The organism is Pseudonocardia oceani, from assembly GCF_019263585.2.
Taxonomy (GTDB): domain Bacteria; phylum Actinomycetota; class Actinomycetes; order Mycobacteriales; family Pseudonocardiaceae; genus Pseudonocardia; species Pseudonocardia oceani.
Window position 1 is genome coordinate 2,259,544 of record NZ_JADQDF010000001.1, and the last position, 17,967, is coordinate 2,277,510.

Annotated in this window: 18 protein-coding genes and 2 pseudogenes; 8 read left to right on the forward strand and 12 right to left on the reverse strand. The window is 73.8% G+C overall.

The genetic code is table 11. The features are described 5' to 3' along the window. The first annotated feature begins 55 nt into the window (after positions 1–55). The gene (gene serS, locus I4I82_RS11230) at positions 56–1,321 is read left to right on the forward strand and encodes a serine--tRNA ligase (RefSeq protein ID WP_218593051.1); all 1,266 of its coding nucleotides are present in this window, start codon (positions 56–58) and stop codon (positions 1,319–1,321) included. Positions 1,322–1,361: 40 nt separating this feature from the next. Here serS and I4I82_RS11235 read toward each other — a convergent pair whose 3' ends face one another. Beyond that, positions 1,362–2,537 carry a S8 family peptidase gene (locus tag I4I82_RS11235; RefSeq protein WP_218593050.1) on the reverse strand — a complete coding sequence of 392 codons (1,176 nt, stop codon included), beginning with the start codon at positions 2,535–2,537 and terminating at the stop codon, positions 1,362–1,364. 144 nt (positions 2,538–2,681) lie between these two features. Between I4I82_RS11235 and I4I82_RS11240 the strand changes: the two genes are divergently transcribed. Further along, the gene (locus tag I4I82_RS11240) at positions 2,682–3,308 is read left to right on the forward strand and encodes an AMIN-like domain-containing (lipo)protein (RefSeq protein WP_218595683.1); all 627 of its coding nucleotides are present in this window, start codon (positions 2,682–2,684) and stop codon (positions 3,306–3,308) included. On the opposite strand, the gene I4I82_RS35155 is transcribed toward I4I82_RS11240, so the two are convergent. From I4I82_RS35155 to I4I82_RS11260, 5 genes and pseudogenes are all read right to left on the reverse strand, one after another. After that, a complete protein-coding gene (locus I4I82_RS35155; protein ID WP_443690131.1) occupies positions 3,211–3,777 on the reverse strand; it encodes a TOBE domain-containing protein in 567 nt (188 codons plus the stop codon). The two genes, I4I82_RS11240 and I4I82_RS35155, sit on opposite strands and share 98 nt — an antisense overlap. Positions 3,778–3,816: 39 nt before the next feature. Continuing rightward, a pseudogene (locus I4I82_RS35160) lies at positions 3,817–4,242 on the reverse strand (ATP-binding cassette domain-containing protein); the annotation flags it as partial. Positions 4,243–4,327: 85 nt separating this feature from the next. Further along, positions 4,328–5,095 carry an ABC transporter permease gene (locus tag I4I82_RS11250; RefSeq protein WP_218594009.1) on the reverse strand — a complete coding sequence of 256 codons (768 nt, stop codon included), beginning with the start codon at positions 5,093–5,095 and terminating at the stop codon, positions 4,328–4,330. A 56-nt stretch (positions 5,096–5,151) separates the two neighbouring features. Next, entirely contained in the window at positions 5,152–5,928 is a 777-nt protein-coding gene (gene modA, locus I4I82_RS11255) for a molybdate ABC transporter substrate-binding protein (RefSeq protein ID WP_226369991.1), read from the reverse strand. Then, entirely contained in the window at positions 5,925–6,143 is a 219-nt protein-coding gene (locus I4I82_RS11260) for a MerR family transcriptional regulator (RefSeq protein ID WP_218594007.1), read from the reverse strand. The genes modA and I4I82_RS11260 overlap by 4 nt, the downstream gene beginning before the upstream one ends. Positions 6,144–6,212: 69 nt before the next feature. On the opposite strand from I4I82_RS11260, the gene I4I82_RS11265 reads away from it, so the two are divergent. The 3 genes from I4I82_RS11265 (at position 6,213) to I4I82_RS11275 (ending at position 8,901) form a co-directional block, all read left to right on the forward strand. Beyond that, a complete protein-coding gene (locus I4I82_RS11265) occupies positions 6,213–7,418 on the forward strand; it encodes an acyl-CoA dehydrogenase family protein (protein WP_226369992.1) in 1,206 nt (401 codons plus the stop codon). A 147-nt stretch (positions 7,419–7,565) separates the two neighbouring features. Beyond that, positions 7,566–8,627 (forward strand): GTP 3',8-cyclase MoaA, encoded by a 1,062-nt coding sequence (gene moaA / locus I4I82_RS11270; protein WP_218594005.1) that lies wholly within the window; start codon positions 7,566–7,568, stop codon positions 8,625–8,627. A gap of 13 nt (positions 8,628–8,640) precedes the next feature. Next, the gene (locus I4I82_RS11275) at positions 8,641–8,901 is read left to right on the forward strand and encodes a MoaD/ThiS family protein (RefSeq protein WP_275948773.1); all 261 of its coding nucleotides are present in this window, start codon (positions 8,641–8,643) and stop codon (positions 8,899–8,901) included. Between the two features lie 7 nt (positions 8,902–8,908). On the opposite strand, the gene I4I82_RS11280 is transcribed toward I4I82_RS11275, so the two are convergent. Beyond that, positions 8,909–9,931 carry a P1 family peptidase gene (locus tag I4I82_RS11280; RefSeq protein ID WP_218595685.1) on the reverse strand — a complete coding sequence of 341 codons (1,023 nt, stop codon included), beginning with the start codon at positions 9,929–9,931 and terminating at the stop codon, positions 8,909–8,911. 62 nt (positions 9,932–9,993) lie between these two features. Between I4I82_RS11280 and I4I82_RS11285 the strand changes: the two genes are divergently transcribed. After that, positions 9,994–10,677: a 2OG-Fe(II) oxygenase gene (locus I4I82_RS11285; protein ID WP_218594516.1), complete on the forward strand. Its 684-nt coding sequence runs from the start codon at positions 9,994–9,996 to the stop codon at positions 10,675–10,677. Positions 10,678–10,720: 43 nt separating this feature from the next. Here the strand turns inward: I4I82_RS11285 and I4I82_RS11290 are convergent. Then, positions 10,721–11,808 (reverse strand): annotated as a pseudogene (locus tag I4I82_RS11290) (alpha/beta hydrolase fold domain-containing protein). 79 nt (positions 11,809–11,887) lie between these two features. Here I4I82_RS11290 and I4I82_RS11295 point away from each other — a divergent pair. Both I4I82_RS11295 and I4I82_RS11300 read left to right on the forward strand, forming a co-directional pair. After that, positions 11,888–12,523 carry a QsdR family transcriptional regulator gene (locus tag I4I82_RS11295; RefSeq protein ID WP_218594515.1) on the forward strand — a complete coding sequence of 212 codons (636 nt, stop codon included), beginning with the start codon at positions 11,888–11,890 and terminating at the stop codon, positions 12,521–12,523. Positions 12,524–12,585: 62 nt separating this feature from the next. Continuing rightward, positions 12,586–13,479: an IS982 family transposase gene (locus I4I82_RS11300; protein ID WP_218595225.1), complete on the forward strand. Its 894-nt coding sequence runs from the start codon at positions 12,586–12,588 to the stop codon at positions 13,477–13,479. A gap of 20 nt (positions 13,480–13,499) precedes the next feature. Here the strand turns inward: I4I82_RS11300 and I4I82_RS11305 are convergent, their stop codons facing one another. The 4 genes from I4I82_RS11305 to I4I82_RS11320 form a co-directional block, all read right to left on the reverse strand. Continuing rightward, positions 13,500–13,745, reverse strand: coding sequence for a hypothetical protein (locus I4I82_RS11305; RefSeq protein ID WP_218592927.1), 246 nt, complete (start codon positions 13,743–13,745; stop codon positions 13,500–13,502). Positions 13,746–13,803: 58 nt separating this feature from the next. Then, positions 13,804–14,565 (reverse strand): SRPBCC family protein, encoded by a 762-nt coding sequence (locus tag I4I82_RS11310; RefSeq protein WP_218592926.1) that lies wholly within the window; start codon positions 14,563–14,565, stop codon positions 13,804–13,806. Between the two features lie 72 nt (positions 14,566–14,637). Beyond that, positions 14,638–15,489, reverse strand: a complete 852-nt coding sequence (locus I4I82_RS11315; protein ID WP_218592925.1) for an FAD binding domain-containing protein — start codon at positions 15,487–15,489, stop codon at positions 14,638–14,640. Next, entirely contained in the window at positions 15,486–17,966 is a 2,481-nt protein-coding gene (locus I4I82_RS11320) for a xanthine dehydrogenase family protein molybdopterin-binding subunit (protein WP_218592924.1), read from the reverse strand. Before I4I82_RS11320 ends, I4I82_RS11315 begins: the two co-directional genes overlap by 4 nt. Position 17,967: the final 1 nt, after the last annotated feature.

Sequence of the window (17,967 nt, forward strand, 5' to 3'; positions counted from 1 at the left end):
CGGATGGGGAGACGCCACCCGGAAGGCGGTGGCGCGGCGCCGATACCCTGGTCCGATGCACGACCCCCGCGTCCTGCTCGATCCCGCCACCGATGCCGTCCGCCGCCTCGCCCGGCGCGGCCACTCCCTCGACGTCACCGCGCTCGAGAAGCTGCTGGCCGCCCGCAACTCCGCGATCGGTCGGGGCGACGACGCGCGCGGGGAGTCCAAGCGCGTCGCCACGTCGGTCAAGGGCGCCTCCCCGGAGGAGCGCCCCGCGCTGGTCGAGCGCGCCCGCGAGCTCAAGGCCGTCGTCGCCGCGGCGGAGGACGAGCACCGCGTGCTGGAGGCGGAGCTGCAGGACCTGCTGCTCGGGATCCCGAACCTGCCCGCCGACGAGCTGCCCGACGGCACCTCCGACGCCGACGCCGAGCTGGTGCGCACCTGGGGCGAGCCCCCGGCGATCGACGCCCCGCTCGACCACGTCGACCTCGGCGAGAAGCTCGGCATCCTCGACCTCCCGCGCGCCACGAAACTGGCCGGCCCGCGGTTCGTCGTGCTCAAGGGCCGGGGCGCGAAGCTCGAGCGCGCGCTCGCCCGCTACTTCCTCGACCTCGCCGAGCAGCACGGCTACACCGAGTTCTCGGTGCCCACGCTGGTCAACGCCACGACGATGACCGGCACCGGGCAGCTGCCGAAGTTCGAGCAGGACCTGTTCCGCACCGGCGTCGACGAGCGCGCGCTCTACCTCATCCCCACCGCCGAGGTGCCGCTCACGAACCTGCACGCCAAGGAGACCCTCGACGCCGAGGACCTCCCGCTCGCCTACACCGCGCACACCCCGTGCTTCCGCTCCGAGGCGGGCTCCTACGGCCGCGACACCCGCGGGATGATCCGCGTGCACGAGTTCTCCAAGGTCGAGCTCGTGCGGTTCGTCGACCCGGCGCGCTCGCGCGAGGAGCTGGAGCTGCTGCTCACCCACGCCGAGGCGGTGCTGCAGGGCCTGGGCCTGGCCTACCGCGTCGTGCGGCTCGCGGCGGGCGACATCGGCTTCTCCTCGGAGTACACCTACGACATCGAGGTGTGGCTGCCCGGCCAGCAGGCCTACCGCGAGATCGCGTCGGCGTCGGACTTCGGCACGTTCCAGGCCCGCCGCGCCGGGATCCGGACCAAGGCCAAGGACGGCACCCGCGGGTTCGCGGCCACGCTCAACAGCTCCGCGCTCCCGATCGGGCGCACGCTCGTCGCGCTGCTGGAACAGGGGCAGCAGGCCGACGGGTCGGTCCGCATCCCCGAGGCGCTCGTGCCCTACACCGGGTTCGACGTCCTCGACCCCGCGTAGGCCCGCCCGCCCCCTGGCGACGGCGGGCGGGCACCGGTGGTCAGAGGCCGCCGGTGCTCAGCAGGAGGTTGGCCGTGCCGCCCTCGCCGCCCCCGCGGACGACGCCGGGGGTGCCGTTGGCGAGCAGCCAGCGCTCGACGTCGCCGCTGGAGGCGTCGCCGTAGGTCTCCTTGTAGAGCGCGGCGACCCCCGCGGCGTGCGGCGCGGCCATCGAGGTGCCCGTGTAGGACGCCGTGCCGCCGCCGGGGACGCTGGAGACGATGCCGCTGCCGGGGGCGTAGAGGTCGACGCAGCCGCCGGTGCTCGACGAGGAGGCGCGCTGGTCGTCGATCGTCGAGTTGGCGACGACGAGCACGCCGTCCGAGGCGCGGGGCGCGACGCCGCAGTCGTCGCCTCCGGTGTTGCCCGCCGAGGACGCGACGAAGACCCCGTCGCCGACGAGCGAGCTGACGGCGCTGAGCAGGACGTCGGACGGGCCGTAGCTCCACGACATCACCGCGACCGACGGGCCCCGGCGGTTGCGCGCCACCCAGTCGATGCCCGCGAGCAGCGAGGACAGGGTGCCGGCGCCGGAGCAGTCGAGCACCTTCACCGAGCGCACCTGCGCGCCCTTCGCCACGCCGTAGTCGCGGGAGGCGGCGATTCCGGCGACCACCGTGCCGTGGCCGTCGCAGTCACCGGAGATGTCGTCCACGGTGTTGACGGCCTCGCTCGCGCGGCCCTCGAACTGCGGGTGGGTGGTGTCGACGCCGGTGTCGAGCACGTAGACCGTGACGCCCGCGCCCGTCGCCCGGGTCGTGTAGGCGTTGTCGAGGGGGAGCGCGCGCTGGTCGATGCGGTCCAGGCCCCAGTTCGGCGGGTTGCGCTGCACACCCTCGGTGAGGGCGTCGCTCGTGCGGCGGGAGCGGGGCTCGAGCGGGGTGATCCGCAGGTCCTCCTCCACCCCGATGACGCCGGGGCGGTCCTGGAGCTCCTGCACCTGCAGCCGCGAGAGCCGTGCGGCGAAGCCGGAGAACGCGCGCTCGAACAGCACCGTCGGCTCCACCCTCAGCGCCCGCGCCGCCGCCCGCGCCTCGGCCGCCGTGCGGGCGTGCACGACGTAGTCCGACCCGGCGTCGGGCTCCGGCTGGCCGGCATGGGCGGCGGGGCCGAGCACCGTCGTCAGGCACAGGAGCGCGATCACCAGGGGGGCGAGGCGCAGGATCAGGCGGGTCACGGTGAGCGACGCTACGGTCGCCGCGCGGTCACCGACAGGGACACGATCGGGGCTCGGGTGACGCGTGTGCCTGATGGTGTGACGCTGGGTTGACGCGGACGCGCGCGGCCCCTCCGCCCGGGGCGGCGCCCTGCGCTCCGCCCGATGACCACGCTCCGACCGCCTGCCGTGGCGCTGGCCGGTTTCCTGCTCGCCGCGGGCTGCGCCGGCGCCCCGCCCGCTCCCACCCCGGCCCCGCCGCTGCCCACGCCGACGACCGCGCCCGCCGCCACCACCGCACCGGTGGACACGACGACCGCCGCCGCCCCGGCCGACCTCGTCGCCGAGGCCTCCGCCGACAGCCCCGGCTTCGGCCTGCTCGAGGCCGTGCGCCTGGCCGGGCAGGACGGCGTCGACCGGATCGTGTTCGAGTTCGACGGCGCCGTTCCCGGCTACCGCATCTCCTACGCCGACCTCCCCGTCACCTCCGACCCCGCGGGCGAGGAGGTGCCGCTGGCCGGGGGCGCGGCGCTGCAGGTGTCGCTGATCGGGTCGAGCTCCTACGCCGAGGTCGGCGACCCCCAGCCCGCCTACACCGTGGCCGGCCGGATCGTCGGTGGCGAGGGCTGTGACCGTCGGAAGTGCGACGTGGTGGTCGTCGCGGGGGCCCTGACGTCACGTTCCCGCCACCCCCTCACCCCGCCGCGTGGATCGCCACCTCCGTGGCCTTCACCGCGAACCACAGGTCGTCGCCCGGCTCCACGCCGAGGTCCGCCACCGCCTCCGGTGTGACGTCGGCCGCCAGCCCCTCGACCCACGTCGGCCCCCCCGGCACGGCACCCGCCCGCAGCCGCACCACGTCCCCGCGCGGTTCGATGGCGGCCAGGCGCACCGGCAGGACGTTGCGGGGGCTGCCGGTGGGGCGGGTCGCGTGCACCGCCACCGCCGACGGCGGGAACACGGCCACCGCGGCCTCCCCGGGCTCGACGCCCTCGGCCCGGCCCGAGACCAGCAGGCCGTCGGGGGTGCGCAGGCCGGCGGCGTCGCGGACGCCCGGCACGAGGTCGAGCCCGGCGATCCGCGCGGTGAACGCGCTGCGCGGGCGGGCCAGGACCTCGCGCACCGGACCCTCCTCGACCACGCGCCCCGCGGTGAGCACGACGACCCGGTCGGCCAGGACCAGCGCGTCGAGCGCGGAGTGCGTGACGAGCACGGCGGTCTGCTCGGCGTCGCGGATGACGCGCCGCAGCAGCCCGCGCATCGCCGGGGTGGCGTCGACGTCGAGCGCGGCGAGCGGCTCGTCGAGCAGCAGGAGCCCGGGCGCGGGGGCCAGCGCGCGGGCCAGCGCGACCCGCTGCTGCTGGCCGCCCGACATCTGCGCGGGCCTGCGGTCGCCGAGCTCGGTCGCGTCGACGCCCGCCAGCAGCTCCTCCGCCCGGGCCCGGGCTTCTCGGCGCGGCACACCGTGGGCGCGGGGGCCGAAGGCGATGTTGTCGCGCGCGGTGAGGTGCGGGAACAGCAGCGCCTGCTGGGCGAGCAGGCCCACCCCGCGCAGGTGCGGCGGCACGTGCACGCCCGCCGCGGTGTCGGTGACGACCCGCTCCCCCACCCGCACCGACCCCTCGTCGGGGCGCAGCAGGCCCGACAGCACGCCGAGCAGCGTCGACTTGCCCGCGCCGTTGGGCCCGAGCACCGCCAGCACCTCGCCGGGCGCCGCCGACAGCGCCACGTCGAGGGTGAAGGCGGGACGCCGGACGACGAAGCGGGCGTCCAGGCCGGTGCTCACGCCCGACACCTCAGGACGGCGCACCTCACGACAGCACCGACCGCGGCCGCGCCACCGCGATCACCAGGATCGCGACGACGACCAGCAGCAGCGACAGCGCCACCGCCGCGTCCACATCGGACTCCCGCGCGAGGTAGACGAGCAGCGGCAGCGTCCGCGTGGTGCCCTCCAGGCTGCCGGCGAACGCGATCGTCGCCCCGAACTCCCCCAGGCACCGGGCGAACGCCAGCACCGCGCCCGACAGCAGCCCGGGCAGCACCAGCGGCACCGTGACCCGCCGGAACGCCAGCCACGGCGACGCCCCGAGCGTGGCGGCCACCGACTCGTAGCGCTGCCCGGCCGTGCGCAGCGCCCCCTCCAGGCTGACGACGAGGAACGGCAGCGCGACGAAGGTCTGCGCGAGCACCACCGCGGCCGTCGTGAACGGCACGGTGATCCCGAACGCCAGCTCCAGCCCCTGCCCGACCAGCCCGGTCCGGCCGACGAGGTACAGCAGCGCCAGCCCCCCGACGACGGGCGGCAGCACCAGCGGCAGCAGGACGACCGAGCGCAGGAACTGCATCCCGGGGACCCGGCCGCGCGCGAGCACCACCGCCAGCGGGCCGCCGAGCAGGATGCACAGCACCGTCGACACCCCCGCGGTGACCAGCGAGAGCCGCAGCGCGCTCAGCGACGCCCGGCTCAGCAGCAGCTCCGGCAGCCGGGCGAGGTCGGTGCGCAGGGCGAGGCCGACGACGGGCAGCGCGATCAGCGCGAACGCGATCCCGGCCGGGATCCAGAGGAACCACGGCAGGCCGACCGGCGCGTCGTGGCCGTCCCGACGCCCGGTCCGCGAGGTGGGGGTCGTGGTCACGGCGCCCCGACGAACCCGGCGTCCGTCAGCACGGCCTGGCCGTCGGCGCCGGTCACCAGCGCGGTCCAGGCCCGCGCCAGGTCGGGCTGCGGGGCCGAGGTGAGGACGCCGATCGGGTAGTCGGTGACGGCCTGGCCGGCCTCGGGGAACGCGATGCCCTCGACCGCGCCGCCCGCCGAGGCGACATCGGTGACGTAGACGAGGCCGGCGTCGGCGTTGCCCGTGGCGACGCGGCCCAGCGTCGAGCGGACGTCGGGCTCCTCGCTGACCGGGGTGAGCACGACGCCGGTGGCCGTCTCGATCCTCTCGACCGCGGCGCCGCACGGGACCTGCGGCGCGCAGACGACGACCTGCAGGTCCGGGCGGGCGAGGTCGGCGAAGCCGGTGATGCCCTCGGGGTTGCCCGGCGCGGTGACGATCTGCAGCTCGTTCCGCGCGAAGACCGCGGGAGCGCCGTCGATCAGGCCCGCGTCGGTGACGGTCCTCATCGTGGCGGCGCTCGCGGACGCGAACACGTCGGCCGGCCCGCCGTTGACGAGCTGCTGGGCGAGGTCGGACGACGCGCCGTAGTTGAGGACGACGTCGACGCCCGGGTTGTCGGCCTCGAAGCGCGTCTCGAGCCCGGTGAACACGTCGGTGAGCGACGCGGCGGCGAACACCGTCAGGGTCCGGTCCTCCGGGCCCGACTCCGCGGGTGCGGAGCCGGTGGTGTTCCCCCCGCAGCCGGCCAGGACCAGCACGGCGGCACCGACGGCCAGCAGGCGCACGTTCACGGGGTTCCTCCCGGGGCCTCGACGACCGCGTCGGTCGACGTGATGACGGCGACCGCGAGGACACCGGGTCGGAGCTCCATCTCGTGCACGGCCTCGGCCGGGAGCAGCGAGACGAAGGGCTGCACGGGCAGCATCCCGGCCTCCACCCGGCGACGGACGGTGTCGTCGCTGACGCCCGGCAGGCGGGCGGCGTCGGCGATCCTGAACTGCGGCACGGAGCGGATCCTAAATGCGCACCTGCGAGTTCGGCCAGTCGGCTCCCGAGGTGTGGTGCAATGCCTGTCGTGGACTTCGAACCGAGTGCCGTCGCCGCCGACCACACGAAGCGCATGCGCGCGTTCCTCGACGAGAAGGTGCTGCCCGCCGAGGCCGTCTACGACGCCTACCGCGCCGAGCGCCGCGGCACGCCCCAGGAGTGGGACCTGCCGCCGGTGGTCGAGGAGCTCAAGGCCGACGCGCGGGCCCGCGGCCTGTGGAACCTGTTCCTGCCCGCCCTGTCCGGGCTGTCCAACCTCGAGTACGCCCAGGTGGCCGAGGTGTCGGGCTGGTCGCCGGTGATCGCGCCCGAGGCGATCAACTGCCAGGCCCCCGACACCGGCAACATGGAGACGCTGCATCTGTTCGGCACGCCCGAGCAGAAGGCGGAGTGGCTGGAGCCGCTGCTGGCGGGCGAGATCAGGTCCGGCTTCGCGATGACCGAGCCCGACGTCGCCTCCTCCGACGCCACCAACGTCCAGACCACGATCCGCCGCGAGGGCGACGAGTACGTGATCTCGGGCCGCAAGTGGTGGATCTCCGGCGCCGCAGACGCGCGCTGCACGATCTTCATCGTCATGGGCAAGACCGACACGGAGGCGGCGACGCACCGGCAGCAGTCGATGGTGCTCGTGCCGCGCGACACCCCCGGGCTGACGATCACCCGCAACCTGCCGACGTTCGGCTACCAGGACCAGCACGGGCACTCCGAGCTGGAGTTCACCGACGTCCGCGTGCCCGTCTCGAACCTGCTCGGCGAGGAGGGCGGGGGCTTCGCCATCGCCCAGGCGCGGCTGGGCCCCGGCCGCATCCACCACTGCATGCGCCTGATCGGGATGGCCGAGCGCGCGATCGACCTCATGGTGCGGCGCGCGCAGTCCCGCGTCGCCTTCGGGCGGCCGCTGTCGGAGCAGGGCGTGGTGCGCGAGCAGATCGCGCAGTCGCGCATCGAGGTGGAGCAGGCGCGGCTGCTGGTCTACAAGACGGCGTGGCTGATCGACCGCTTCGGCGCGAAGGGCGCGGCCACCGAGATCGCCGCGATCAAGGTGATCACCCCGCGGATCGCCTGCGACGTCATCGACCGCGCCATCCAGATCCACGGCGGCGCCGGCATGAGCGACGACACTCCGCTCGCCTACTTCTACGTCTGGGCGCGCGCCCTGCGCCTGGCCGACGGACCCGACGAGGTCCACCTGCGCACCGTCGCCCGCCAGGAGCTCGGCCGCCACAACTGACCGCGGCGTGACCCGGCTCACCTTTAGGAGACCGAGAGCCGGGCAGCTGCGGCCTGTTGCGCAAATCCGATCCGCGTCTGCGGAACACGACATCCGCGCAGGTCATGGGCCGAATGGACCAGAGGACGGGGCCGCTACTCTCGTGTGGTGACGCCATCCGAGCTCGGCCTCCCCGCTGTGCGGAGGGCCACCACCCGAGACCCGGCACGCCCCGACGACGCACGCCTGATCGACACGTTCGGGCGGGTCGCCACCGACCTCCGGATCTCGCTGACCGACCGCTGCAACCTGCGCTGCTCCTACTGCATGCCCGCCGAGGGCCTCGACTGGATGCCGCGCGACGAGCAGCTCACCGACGAGGAGCTGATGCGCCTCATCGGGATCGCGGTGCACGCCCTCGGCATCGAGGAACTGCGCTTCACCGGCGGCGAGCCGATGCTCCGCAAGGGGCTCGAAGGGCTCGTGTCGGCCTCGGCCGCGCTGGAGCCCCGCCCCGACATCTCGCTGACGACCAACGGCATCGGCCTCGCACGGCGCGCCGAGTCGCTGGCGGCCGCGGGGGTCAACCGGCTCAACGTCTCGATGGACACGCTGCGCCCCGAGCGCTTCGCCACCATCACCCGACGCGACCGCCTCTCCGACGTGCTCGACGGCCTCGCCGCCGCCCGCGCCGCGGGCCTCGGCCCCGTCAAGATCAACACAGTGCTGCTGCGCGGCCTCAACGACGACGAGGCCTGCGACCTGCTGCGCTTCGCCGTCGAGGGCGGCTACGAGCTGCGCTTCATCGAGCAGATGCCGCTCGACGCCCAGCACGGCTGGGAGCGCACCGAGATGATCACCGCGGGCGAGATCCTGGAGAAGCTGCAGGCCGAGTTCACGCTCACGCCCGACTCCGTCGCCCGCGGCGGCGCCCCGGCCGAGCGCTGGATCGTCGACGGCGGCCCGGCCGCGGTCGGCGTCATCGCCTCGGTCACGCGCCCGTTCTGCGGCGCGTGCGACCGCACCCGCCTGACCGCCGACGGCCAGGTCCGCTCGTGCCTGTTCGCCCGCACCGAGACCGACCTGCGCGCGATGATCCGCGGCGGCTGCAGCGACGCCGAGATCGCCGAGTCCTGGCGCGACGCGATGTGGGGCAAGCTCGCCGGCCACGGCATCGACGACCCGGGCTTCCTGCAGCCCGACCGCCCGATGAGCGCGATCGGGGGCTAGGAGGATGGACACCATGACCACCACCACCGTCACGGTGCGCTACTTCGCAGCCGCGCGGGCCGCGGCGGGCACCGAGGTCGAGAAGGTCCAGCTCCCGGCGGGCTCCACCGTCGCCGCCGCCCTCGACGCGCTCCGGGCCCAGCACGGCCCGGAGTTCGCGGTGGTGCTGGCGCGGTGCAGCTTCCTGCTCGACGAGGTCGCCGTGCGCGACCAGGCCACCACGCTGGACGCCGACGCCGTCCTCGACGTCCTGCCGCCGTTCGCGGGCGGCTGAGCCCCGCTCAGGCCCCGTTCCGCCCCACCCCGACCGGGCCTACCCCGTCCCGCCCCACCACATCCCGGTAGCTCCGCCACCCGCCCACCGAGCGGGCGGCGAGCACCGCGTGGGCGATGGCCCGCGCCACCACCTCCGCCGCCGCCGCGTGCAGGGCCACGAGCTCGGGCAGCTCGGGGGCCGGGCGGGCGGCGGTGGACAGGCCGAACACGACGTCGCCGTCCATCGCGGTGTGCACCGGCGACAGCGCGCGGGCCATACCGTCGTGCCCCATCGTGGCGAGGCGGCCGCAGCCGGCCTTGTCCAGGGCCAGGTCGGTGGCGACCACCGCGAGCGTCGTGGCCGTGCCCGCCGTGGGCGGGCCCGGCACGGCGAGCGTGCGCAGCTCCGCGAGCGCGTCGGGGCCGACGTCGAGGTCCGGGGCGAGGTCCGGACCGGCGCCGAGCAGCCGCCCGGTGCGCAGGTCGACCGCCGACCCCACCGCGTTGACGACGACGAGCGCCGCCACCACCGCCCCGCCCGCGAGCGCGGTGCTCGCGGTGCCGACACCTCCCTTCAGCCCGCCGGCGACCGCGCCCGTGCCGGCCCCGACGGCGCCCTGCTCGACCGGGCCGTCGGAGGCGGCGTCGAAGGCGGCCGCGCCCGTCGCGGCGCCGGGGCGGGCGGTGAAGTCGCCGCCGCGGCCGAGGTCGAACACGACGGCGGCGGGCACGATCGGCACCACCCCGCCGGGCACGGGGAACCCGGTGCCCGCGGCCTCCAGCCGCTCCACGACGCCGTGCGCGGCGGCCAGCCCGTACGCGCTGCCGCCCGACAGCACGACGGCGTGCACACGCTGCACGGTGGCGCCGGGGTGCAGCAGGTCGGTCTCGCGGGTGCCGGGCGCCGCCCCGCGGACGTCGACCCCGGCGAACGCACCCTCCGGCGGGGCGAGCACGACGGTGGTGCCGCTGAGCGCGCCCGGCCCGGCCAGGGCGGCGTGGCCCACCCGCAGGCCGGGCACGTCGGTCAGGGCGTCGAGGAGGGCCATGGGCCCATCCTGCCGTCGGATTCCCGCCAGCGGGTCCGGCGGGCCGCGGCGATGCTGGGGCGGTGCACACACCCGACTGGACCGCGCTGGAGGCGCGTCTCGACGCCGACGGCGTCGCCCTCACACCCCTGCTGACGCCGGACGAGTGCGCGGGCACCGCCGCCCTGTTCGACGACGACGAGTGCTTCCGCAGCACCGTCGTCATGGCCCGGCACAGCTTCGGCGAGGGCAGCTACCGCTACTTCGCCGACCCGCTCCCGCCGCTGGTGGCGCACCTGCGTGAGGCGCTGTACCCGGCCGTCGCGGCGATCGCGAACCGCTGGGCGGAGCGCCTGGGCGAGCGCGCGTTCCCCGGGACGCACGCGGAGCTGCGCGCCGAGTGCGCCGCGCTCGGCCAGTCGCGTCCGACGCCGCTGCTGCTGCGCTACGGGCCCGGCGGCTACAACTGCCTGCACCAGGACGTCTACGGCGACCTGACGTTCCCGCTGCAGCTCGCCGTGATGCTGAGCCGCCCCGACGAGGACTTCACCGGCGGCGAGAGCGTGTTCGTCGAGCAGCGGCCGCGGCAGCAGTCGCGGCCGGTGGTGCTGCGGCCGCGCCTGGGCGAGGCCGTGCTGTTCCCGGTGCGCCACCGCCCCCGGCTCGGCGCGCGCGGCTGGAGCCGGGTGCAGATGAGGCACGGGGTCAGCGCCGTCCACGGCGGCAGCAGGCACGTGCTCGGCGTGATCTTCCACGACGCCCGCTGAGCCCGGACCGCCCTGATCCCGGACCGCGCCGACCCCGGACGCCCTAGCCGAGGGACCGCGCGAACCCGCTGACGTCCCGCACGGCCGCCAGGTACACGTCGGGCAGCGCGGCGCGGAACAGCAGCTCGCCGACGTGGCACAGGCCCAGGTTGACCTTCCCCACCGAGCTGACGCCCGAGCGCAGCAGCAGCCGGTGGTAGGCGAGCCCCTCGTCGCGCAGCGGGTCGAGCTCGTTGACCGAGACGACGTGCGGCGGCAGCCCCTCCACGTCGGCGGTGCCCGCGCGGTAGGGCCAGCACGTCACGTCGTCGGCGTTGGCGCCCTCGGGGTCGTAGACGGCGGCCAGCAGCGGGAACAGCTCGTGTTGAGCCAGTACTGGTCGTTCTCCCGCAGCGACGCCAGCTCGGTGGGCGTGTCGGCCCAGTTCCCGAGGATGTAGGGGCACTGCGCGTAGACGCCGGCGATCTCCTCGACCCAGCCCTCGCGACGGGCCTTGAGCGCCACGGCGAGCGCGAGGTTCGCGCCGCCCGAGTCGCCCGTGACGAGGACGTGCGTGCCGCCGAGCTCGGCGAGGTGCTCGTGCACCCAGCGCAGCCCCGCGGCGACGTCGTCGAGCCCGGCCGGGAACGGGTGGGAGCCGCGCACGCCGCCGCCGTTGCGGTACTCCACGCCCACGACGACGTTGCCCGCCGCGGCGAGCTCCTCGCGCCAGCGCCGGTAGAGCGGCCCCTCGGTGGACAGCATGACCATGCCGCCGCCGTGCACCTGGTAGATGCAGGGCAGCGGGCCCTGCGCGCCCTCCGGCTTGTGGACGTGCAGCAGGATCTCGTGCCCGCCCTCGCCGGTGATCGTGATGAGCTCGTGCGTGACGCCGGTGAGCGGCGGTGAGCCCTCGGCCAGCGCCGTGAACAGCCCCTCGAACCCGACCTCCACCGCCTCGACGAAGCCGAGCAGCTGCTCGCGCGGCGCGTCCGGGCCCAGCGGTGCGCCGTCGGCGTGGCCGTCGATGCCGATCGCGCGGAACACCGCGACCATGCGCGGGTCGGCCCGCGGGTCGGTGCCGATCGTCAGCGCCGGGTCGCCCAGGCGGCCGGGTGCGGTGGCCGCGCCCACGGGGGTGTCGATGCTCATGCGCTCTCCTCGTCGAGATCTGCGACGCACCGGCCGCTCCTCCGCACAGGTGCGACAGATCGGCGATGCGTCGCATAGTATGAGCCGCGTCACAGTGGGCGTCAACGGAAGCGGGGCGAGGGTGCCGGAGCGGGCCACACCGCTGGAGCGGCAGCTGGCCGGTGGTGCCGCCGGCCGGCCCACCCCGCTCGACGCGTTCGCCGCCGCCCGGCGCGGGTTCCAGGCCGGGGAACGCCTGGACATGCAGGCGCTGGCCACCGGGCTGGGCGTCAACCGCGCCACGCTCTACCGGTGGGTGGGGTCGCGCGAGCTGCTGCTGCGCGAGGTCGTGTGGTCGCTGACGCGGCGCACGCTGGCCGACCGCGCTGACGGGGAGCCGCTCGCCGAGACGCTCACGCGGTTCGTCCGCGACGTCCTCGCGCACCCGGGCATGCACCGGTTCGTCGCCGAGGAGGGCGAGGCGGCGCTGCGGCTGCTGACCATGCGGGGCGGCGGCTACCAGCAGCGGCTGATCGCGCTGGTGCGGGAGATGATCGTGGACGACACGGCGGCCGGGCGGCTGCGCAGCCCGGTGCCGGTGGACGACCTCGCGTACACGCTGGTGCGGGTCGTCGAGTCCTACGTGTACCTCGAGGTGATCACCGGCGAGGAGCCCGACGGCGACCGCGCGGGCCGCGTCCTGCGCGCGCTGCTGCCCGGACCGCAGGACCCCTAGACGAGTAAGTCCTAACGGCGTGGCACCCACGAAGGTGGACGGAGGGTGTTGAAGGTCAGTGTGTGACGACCAACCTCAACACCCTCCTGACCGCACTTTACGTCAAGATCGATGACTATCTCGGGCGCCGCACCCGCACCGGGAGACCACCGAAACTCTCCGACGCCGAACTGCTCACCCTCGCCGTCGCCCAGGTCCTGCTCGGCGTGCGGTCCGAGGCCCGGTGGCTGCGGTTCGTGCCCACACACCTGCCCGGCGCGTTCCCCTACCTGCCCGGCCAGTCGGGCTACAACAAGCGTCTACGCGCGGCGTTGCCCCTGATCAAACAGCTGATCCGGGTACTGGCCACCGACACCGATCTATGGGCCGACCCGGTCTGGGTCGTGGACTCCACCCCGGTCGAGTGCGCCCGTTCCCGCCCCACGGTCAAGCGCTCCAACCTCGCCGGCTGGGCCGGCTACAGCTACTGCGCCTCGCACTCACGGTTCTTCTGGGGACTGCGCCTGCACCTGATCGCCACCCCGTCCGGGCTGCCTATCACCTGGGCCCTGGCCGACCCCAAGATCGACGAACGCCAGGTGCTCATTGCCGCACTGGACCACGACCACACTCTGACCGCCGACCGGCCCGGACTCACCATCATCGCCGACAAGGGCTACGTGTCCCGCGAACTCGACACCTACCTCGCCGAACGCGGTATTGCACTACTGCGACCGTCCTACCGCAACCGCACCCCGCATCCAGCCGAGCATCTGCTCAAACCCGTCCGCCAACTCGTCGAATCGATCTTCGACACCCTCAAAGGACAGCTCGACCTGGAACTACATGGCGGACGCACCATCGACGGGGTCGGCGCCCGGATCGGACAACGCCTCCTCGCCCTGACCGCCGCGATCTGGCACAACCGGGCCACCGGCCAACCGATCACCCGCTCCCTGACCGCCTACGACCACTGATCGCATTCGGACTTACTCGTCTAGGTCGGCTGCTCCTGGGTCGGGTCGACGTCGCATACCGGGAAGGGCAGGCGGCCGGAGACCTTGACCCACCAGACGTCGGCGCCGCGGTGCAGGCGCAGGGCGTAGCGGTCCTCGCCGGTGCGGTCTGGGGGCAGGACCACGCCGATGCGCGCCCAGACGGGAGGGGCGTCCTCCTCCAGCGGGAGCTCGACCCACCACCCCTCGACCATGCCGCGGGCGGTGATGGACATCTGCTCGGTCACCCGGACATGCTGACAGGGCCGGTGCACCGGCGACCACGGGGTCGCCGGTGCACGGGGCTCAGGCGCGGGCGCGCCGGACCAGGAAGACGATCAGGAACAGCAGCGCGCCGCCGCCGAGGACCGGGGCGAGGCGCTTGAGGACCGGGCTGCCCGCCGTGTCGAGCAGGTCGATCGCGTCGATCTCGCTCTTCATCGGGGTGAACTGCTTGGCGGGCGCGGTGGCCGTGACACCGGAGGTGGCCGGGGTCGAGGACAGCGTGGGGCCCGAGGCCGCGGTGCCCGAGGCCGCGGTGCCCGAGGCCGCGGCACCGTTGGTGCCCACAGCGGTGTCGGACGAGGACGCCGCCGCCGGGGTCGGGGCGGGGGCCTCGACCTCGGGCGCCAGCTTCTTCGCCACGCACGCCGCGAACTGGCCGATGATCTTGTCGGCCACATCGGAGATGACGCCGCGGCCGAACTGCGCCGGGCGGCCGGTGATGGTCATGTCGGTGACCATCGTGACGGCGGTCTTGTTCGGGCCGTCGGCCACCATCGTGCCGGTGACGGTGGCGTTCGCCGTGCCGTTGCCGCGCGAGTCGCGGCCGCTGGCCTCGATCTTGACGGTGTGTTTGGCGTCGTCCCGGTCGACGTAGGTGCCCTTGCCCTTGTAGGTCAGGGAGATCGGGCCGAGCTTCACCTTCACGGTTCCGGTGAAGGACTCACCCTCGTACTCGGTGAGCGTGGCGCCCGGGAAACAGGGCGCGATCATGTCGGGGGTGTTGAGAGCGACCCAGGCCTTCTCGATGGGCGCTTCGATGGTGAACTTGTTCTCCAGCTGCATGGGGTCTCCTCACGAGACAGACGCCCGTCCCGGCGGCCGGGACGGGCGTCTGCGGAACGGTACGAGCGGGCGTCAGCCGGCGGCGGTGAGCACCGCACGGCCGGTGAGCACCTTGGCCAGGTGCTCACGGTAGTCCGCGGCGGCGTCGGCGTCACTCGGAGCCGACGTGCCCTCGGTCGCGTGCTCGGCCGCGGCGCGGATGGCATCGGCCGTGGCCGGCTGTCCCACCAGCGCCTGCTCCACGCCGGTGGCGCGGATCGGCGTGGTCCCCATGTTCGTCAGCCCGACGCGGGCCTCGGAGATGGTGCCGCCGTCGACCTTGACGGCCGCGGCGACCGCGCACATCGACCAGGCCTGCGCCGTGCGGTTGAACTTCTCGTAGTGGCTGCCCCAGCCGGTGTACTTCGGGAACCGGATCTCGGTGAGGATCTCGGCCTCACCGATGGCGGTCGTGAAGTAGTCGACGAAGAACTCCGCCGCGCTGACCGTGCGGGTGCCCGAGGCGCCCGCGATGACCAGCTGCGCGTCCAGCGCCAGGGTGGGGGCGCCCAGGTCGCCCGCGGGGTCGGCGTGGGCGAGCGAGCCGCCCAGCGTGCCGCGGTGCCGGACCTGGTTGTCCGCGACGGTCTCGGTGGCCTGGCCCAGCAGCGCGACGTGCTGCTTGACCAGGTCGTCCCGGACGATGTCGTGGTACGGCGTCATGGCGCCGATCACGATCTGGTCGCCGTCCTCGCGGATGCCGCGGAGCTCCGCGATCCCCCCGAGGTCGATGATCACCGACGGCGCCGCGAGGCGCAGCCGGAGCACCGGGATGAGGCTCTGGCCGCCGGCCAGGATCTTGGCGTCGTCACCGCCGTCGGCGAGTGCCTGCACCGCCTCGGCGACCGACGCCGGCTTGACGTAGTCGAACTTGGACGGGATCACTGGACCTCTCCCTGGGGGTTGTTCGGGTCGATCGAGCCCAGGCCGGCACCCGGCGAGTGGGTGTCGATCGGGGTCTCCTGGGTGGCGACGCCCTTGGCGTCCTGGATGGCCCGCCACACGCGCTGCGAGGTGCAGGGCATCTCGACGTTGGTCACGCCGAGGTGGCGCAGCGCGTCGATGACCGAGTTGACGATGGCCGGCGTCGAGGCGATGGTGCCCGCCTCGCCGACGCCCTTGACGCCCAGCGGGTTCGACGTGGCCGGGGTCGACACCGTGGAGGTGTCGAAGCTCGGGAGGTCGGCGGCCGAGGGCAGCGTGTAGTCGACGAACGTGCCGTTGACGAGCGTGCCCTGGTCGTCGTAGTTGGCCTCCTCGAACAGGGCCTGCGCGATGCCCTGGGCGAGACCGCCGTGCACCTGGCCCTCGACGATCAGCGGGTTGACGACGGTGCCGATGTCGTCGACGCAGACGTACTTGCGGAGGTGGACCCGGCCGGTCTCGGTGTCGATCTCGACGGCCGCGAGGTGCGTGCCGTGCGGGAAGGAGAAGTTCTCCGGGTCGTACACGGCGTCGGCGTCGAGGCTCGGCTCCATGTCCTCCGGGTAGTCGTGCGCCATGAACGCGGCGAACGCGATCTCCTGGATGGCCTTGCCCTTGTCGGTGCCCTTGACCGTGAAGGTGCCGCCCGAGAACTCGATGTCGTCCTCGGACGCCTCGAGCAGGTGGGCGGCGATCTTCTTGGCCTTGGCGACGACCTTCTCCGCGGCCTTGACGATCGCGATGCCGCCGACGACGAGCGAGCGCGAGCCGTAGGTGTCGAGGCCCTTCGGCGAGATCTGCGTGTCGCCGTGCAGCACCTCGACGTCCTCGAACGGCACGCCGAGCTGGTCGGCGACGATCTGGCTGAACGCCGTCTCGTGGCCCTGCCCGTGCGCCGAGGCGCCGGTGATGACCTCGACCTTGCCGGTGGCCAGCATGCGGATGCTGGCGGCCTCCCAGCCGCCGGCGCCGTAGGCCAGCGAGCCCAGCACGCGCGAGGGCGCGAGGCCGCACATCTCGGTGAAGGTCGAGATGCCGATGCCGAGCTGGACCTTGTCACCGCTGGCGCGGCGCTCCTCCTGCTCGCGGCGCAGGCCCGCGTAGTCGAAGGCCTCCATCGCCTGGGCGGTGGCCTGCTCGTAGTTGCCCGAGTCGTAGGTCAGGCCCACGACCGTGGTGAACGGGAACTCCTCGTGGGTGATCCAGTTCTTCTTGCGCAGCTCCATCGGCTCCATGCCGAGCTCGACCGCGAGCTCGTCCATGATCCGCTCGATGCCGAACGTGGCCTCGGGACGACCCGCGCCGCGGTAGGCGTCGGTGAGCGTCTTCGTGGTGAACACGTTGGTGCACGTGAACTTCAGCGCCGGGAACTTGTAGATCGAGTTGAACATGAACGCGCCGAGGATCGGCACGCCCGGGCCGACGAGGCCGAGGTAGGCGCCCATGTCGGCGAGCAGGTGGACGTCGAGGCCGGTCACGGTGCCGTCGCGCTTGGCCGTGATCGTCAGGTCCTGGATCTGGTCGCGGCCGTGGTGCGCGGCGAGCAGGGACTCCGACCGGGTCTCGTTCCACTTGATCGGCTTGCCGGTCTTCTGCGCGAGGACGACGCAGAGCATCTCCTCGGGCAGGACGCCGATCTTGCCGCCGAAGCCGCCGCCCACGTCGGGGGCGATGACGCGCAGCTTGGACTCCGGGACGCCGAGCGTCACCGTGGTCATGGTGCGCAGGATGTGCGGCACCTGCGTGGCGGCCCAGACGGTGATCTGCTCACCGGTCGGGTCGACGACGCACGCGCGCGGCTCCATGAACGCGGGGATCAGGCGCTGCTGGATGAAGCGGCGCTTGACGACGATCGAGTCGGGGTCGGCCTCGGCCGCGGAGATGGCGGCGGCGACGTCCTCGCCGGTGCCGGCCGCGCCGGAGTCGAACACCCAGGTGGCGTTCTCGTTGGTGCCGAGGTCCGGGTGGACCAGGGTGGCACCCTCCTTGATCGCGTCCTCCATGTCGAGGACGGGCTCGAGGGGCTCGTAGTCGACCTCGACGAGGTCGGCCGCGTCGCGCGCCTCGGCGGCGGAGCGGGCGAGCACGACGGCCACGCCCTCACCGGCGAAGTGCACGGTGGTGGTGGCGAGCAGCGGGCGCTGCGGGGCCTTCATGTCCGGCGTGATCGGCCAGGCGCAGGGCAGGCCGACGGCCTCGACACCCAGGTCGGCCGCGGTGTAGACGCCGATGACGCCGGGCGAGGCCTCGGCGGCGGACTTGTCGACGCCGGTGATGGTCGCGTGCGCCAGCGGGGAGCGCACCACGTGCAGGTGCAGCATCCCGTTGAGGTTGATGGAGTCGGTGAACTTGGTACGGCCGGTGATGAGGCGCGCGTCCTCCTTGCGGGTACGTGCGCGGCCGAACTCGAGCGTGGTGGGGTCAGCGGTCGTCGTCATG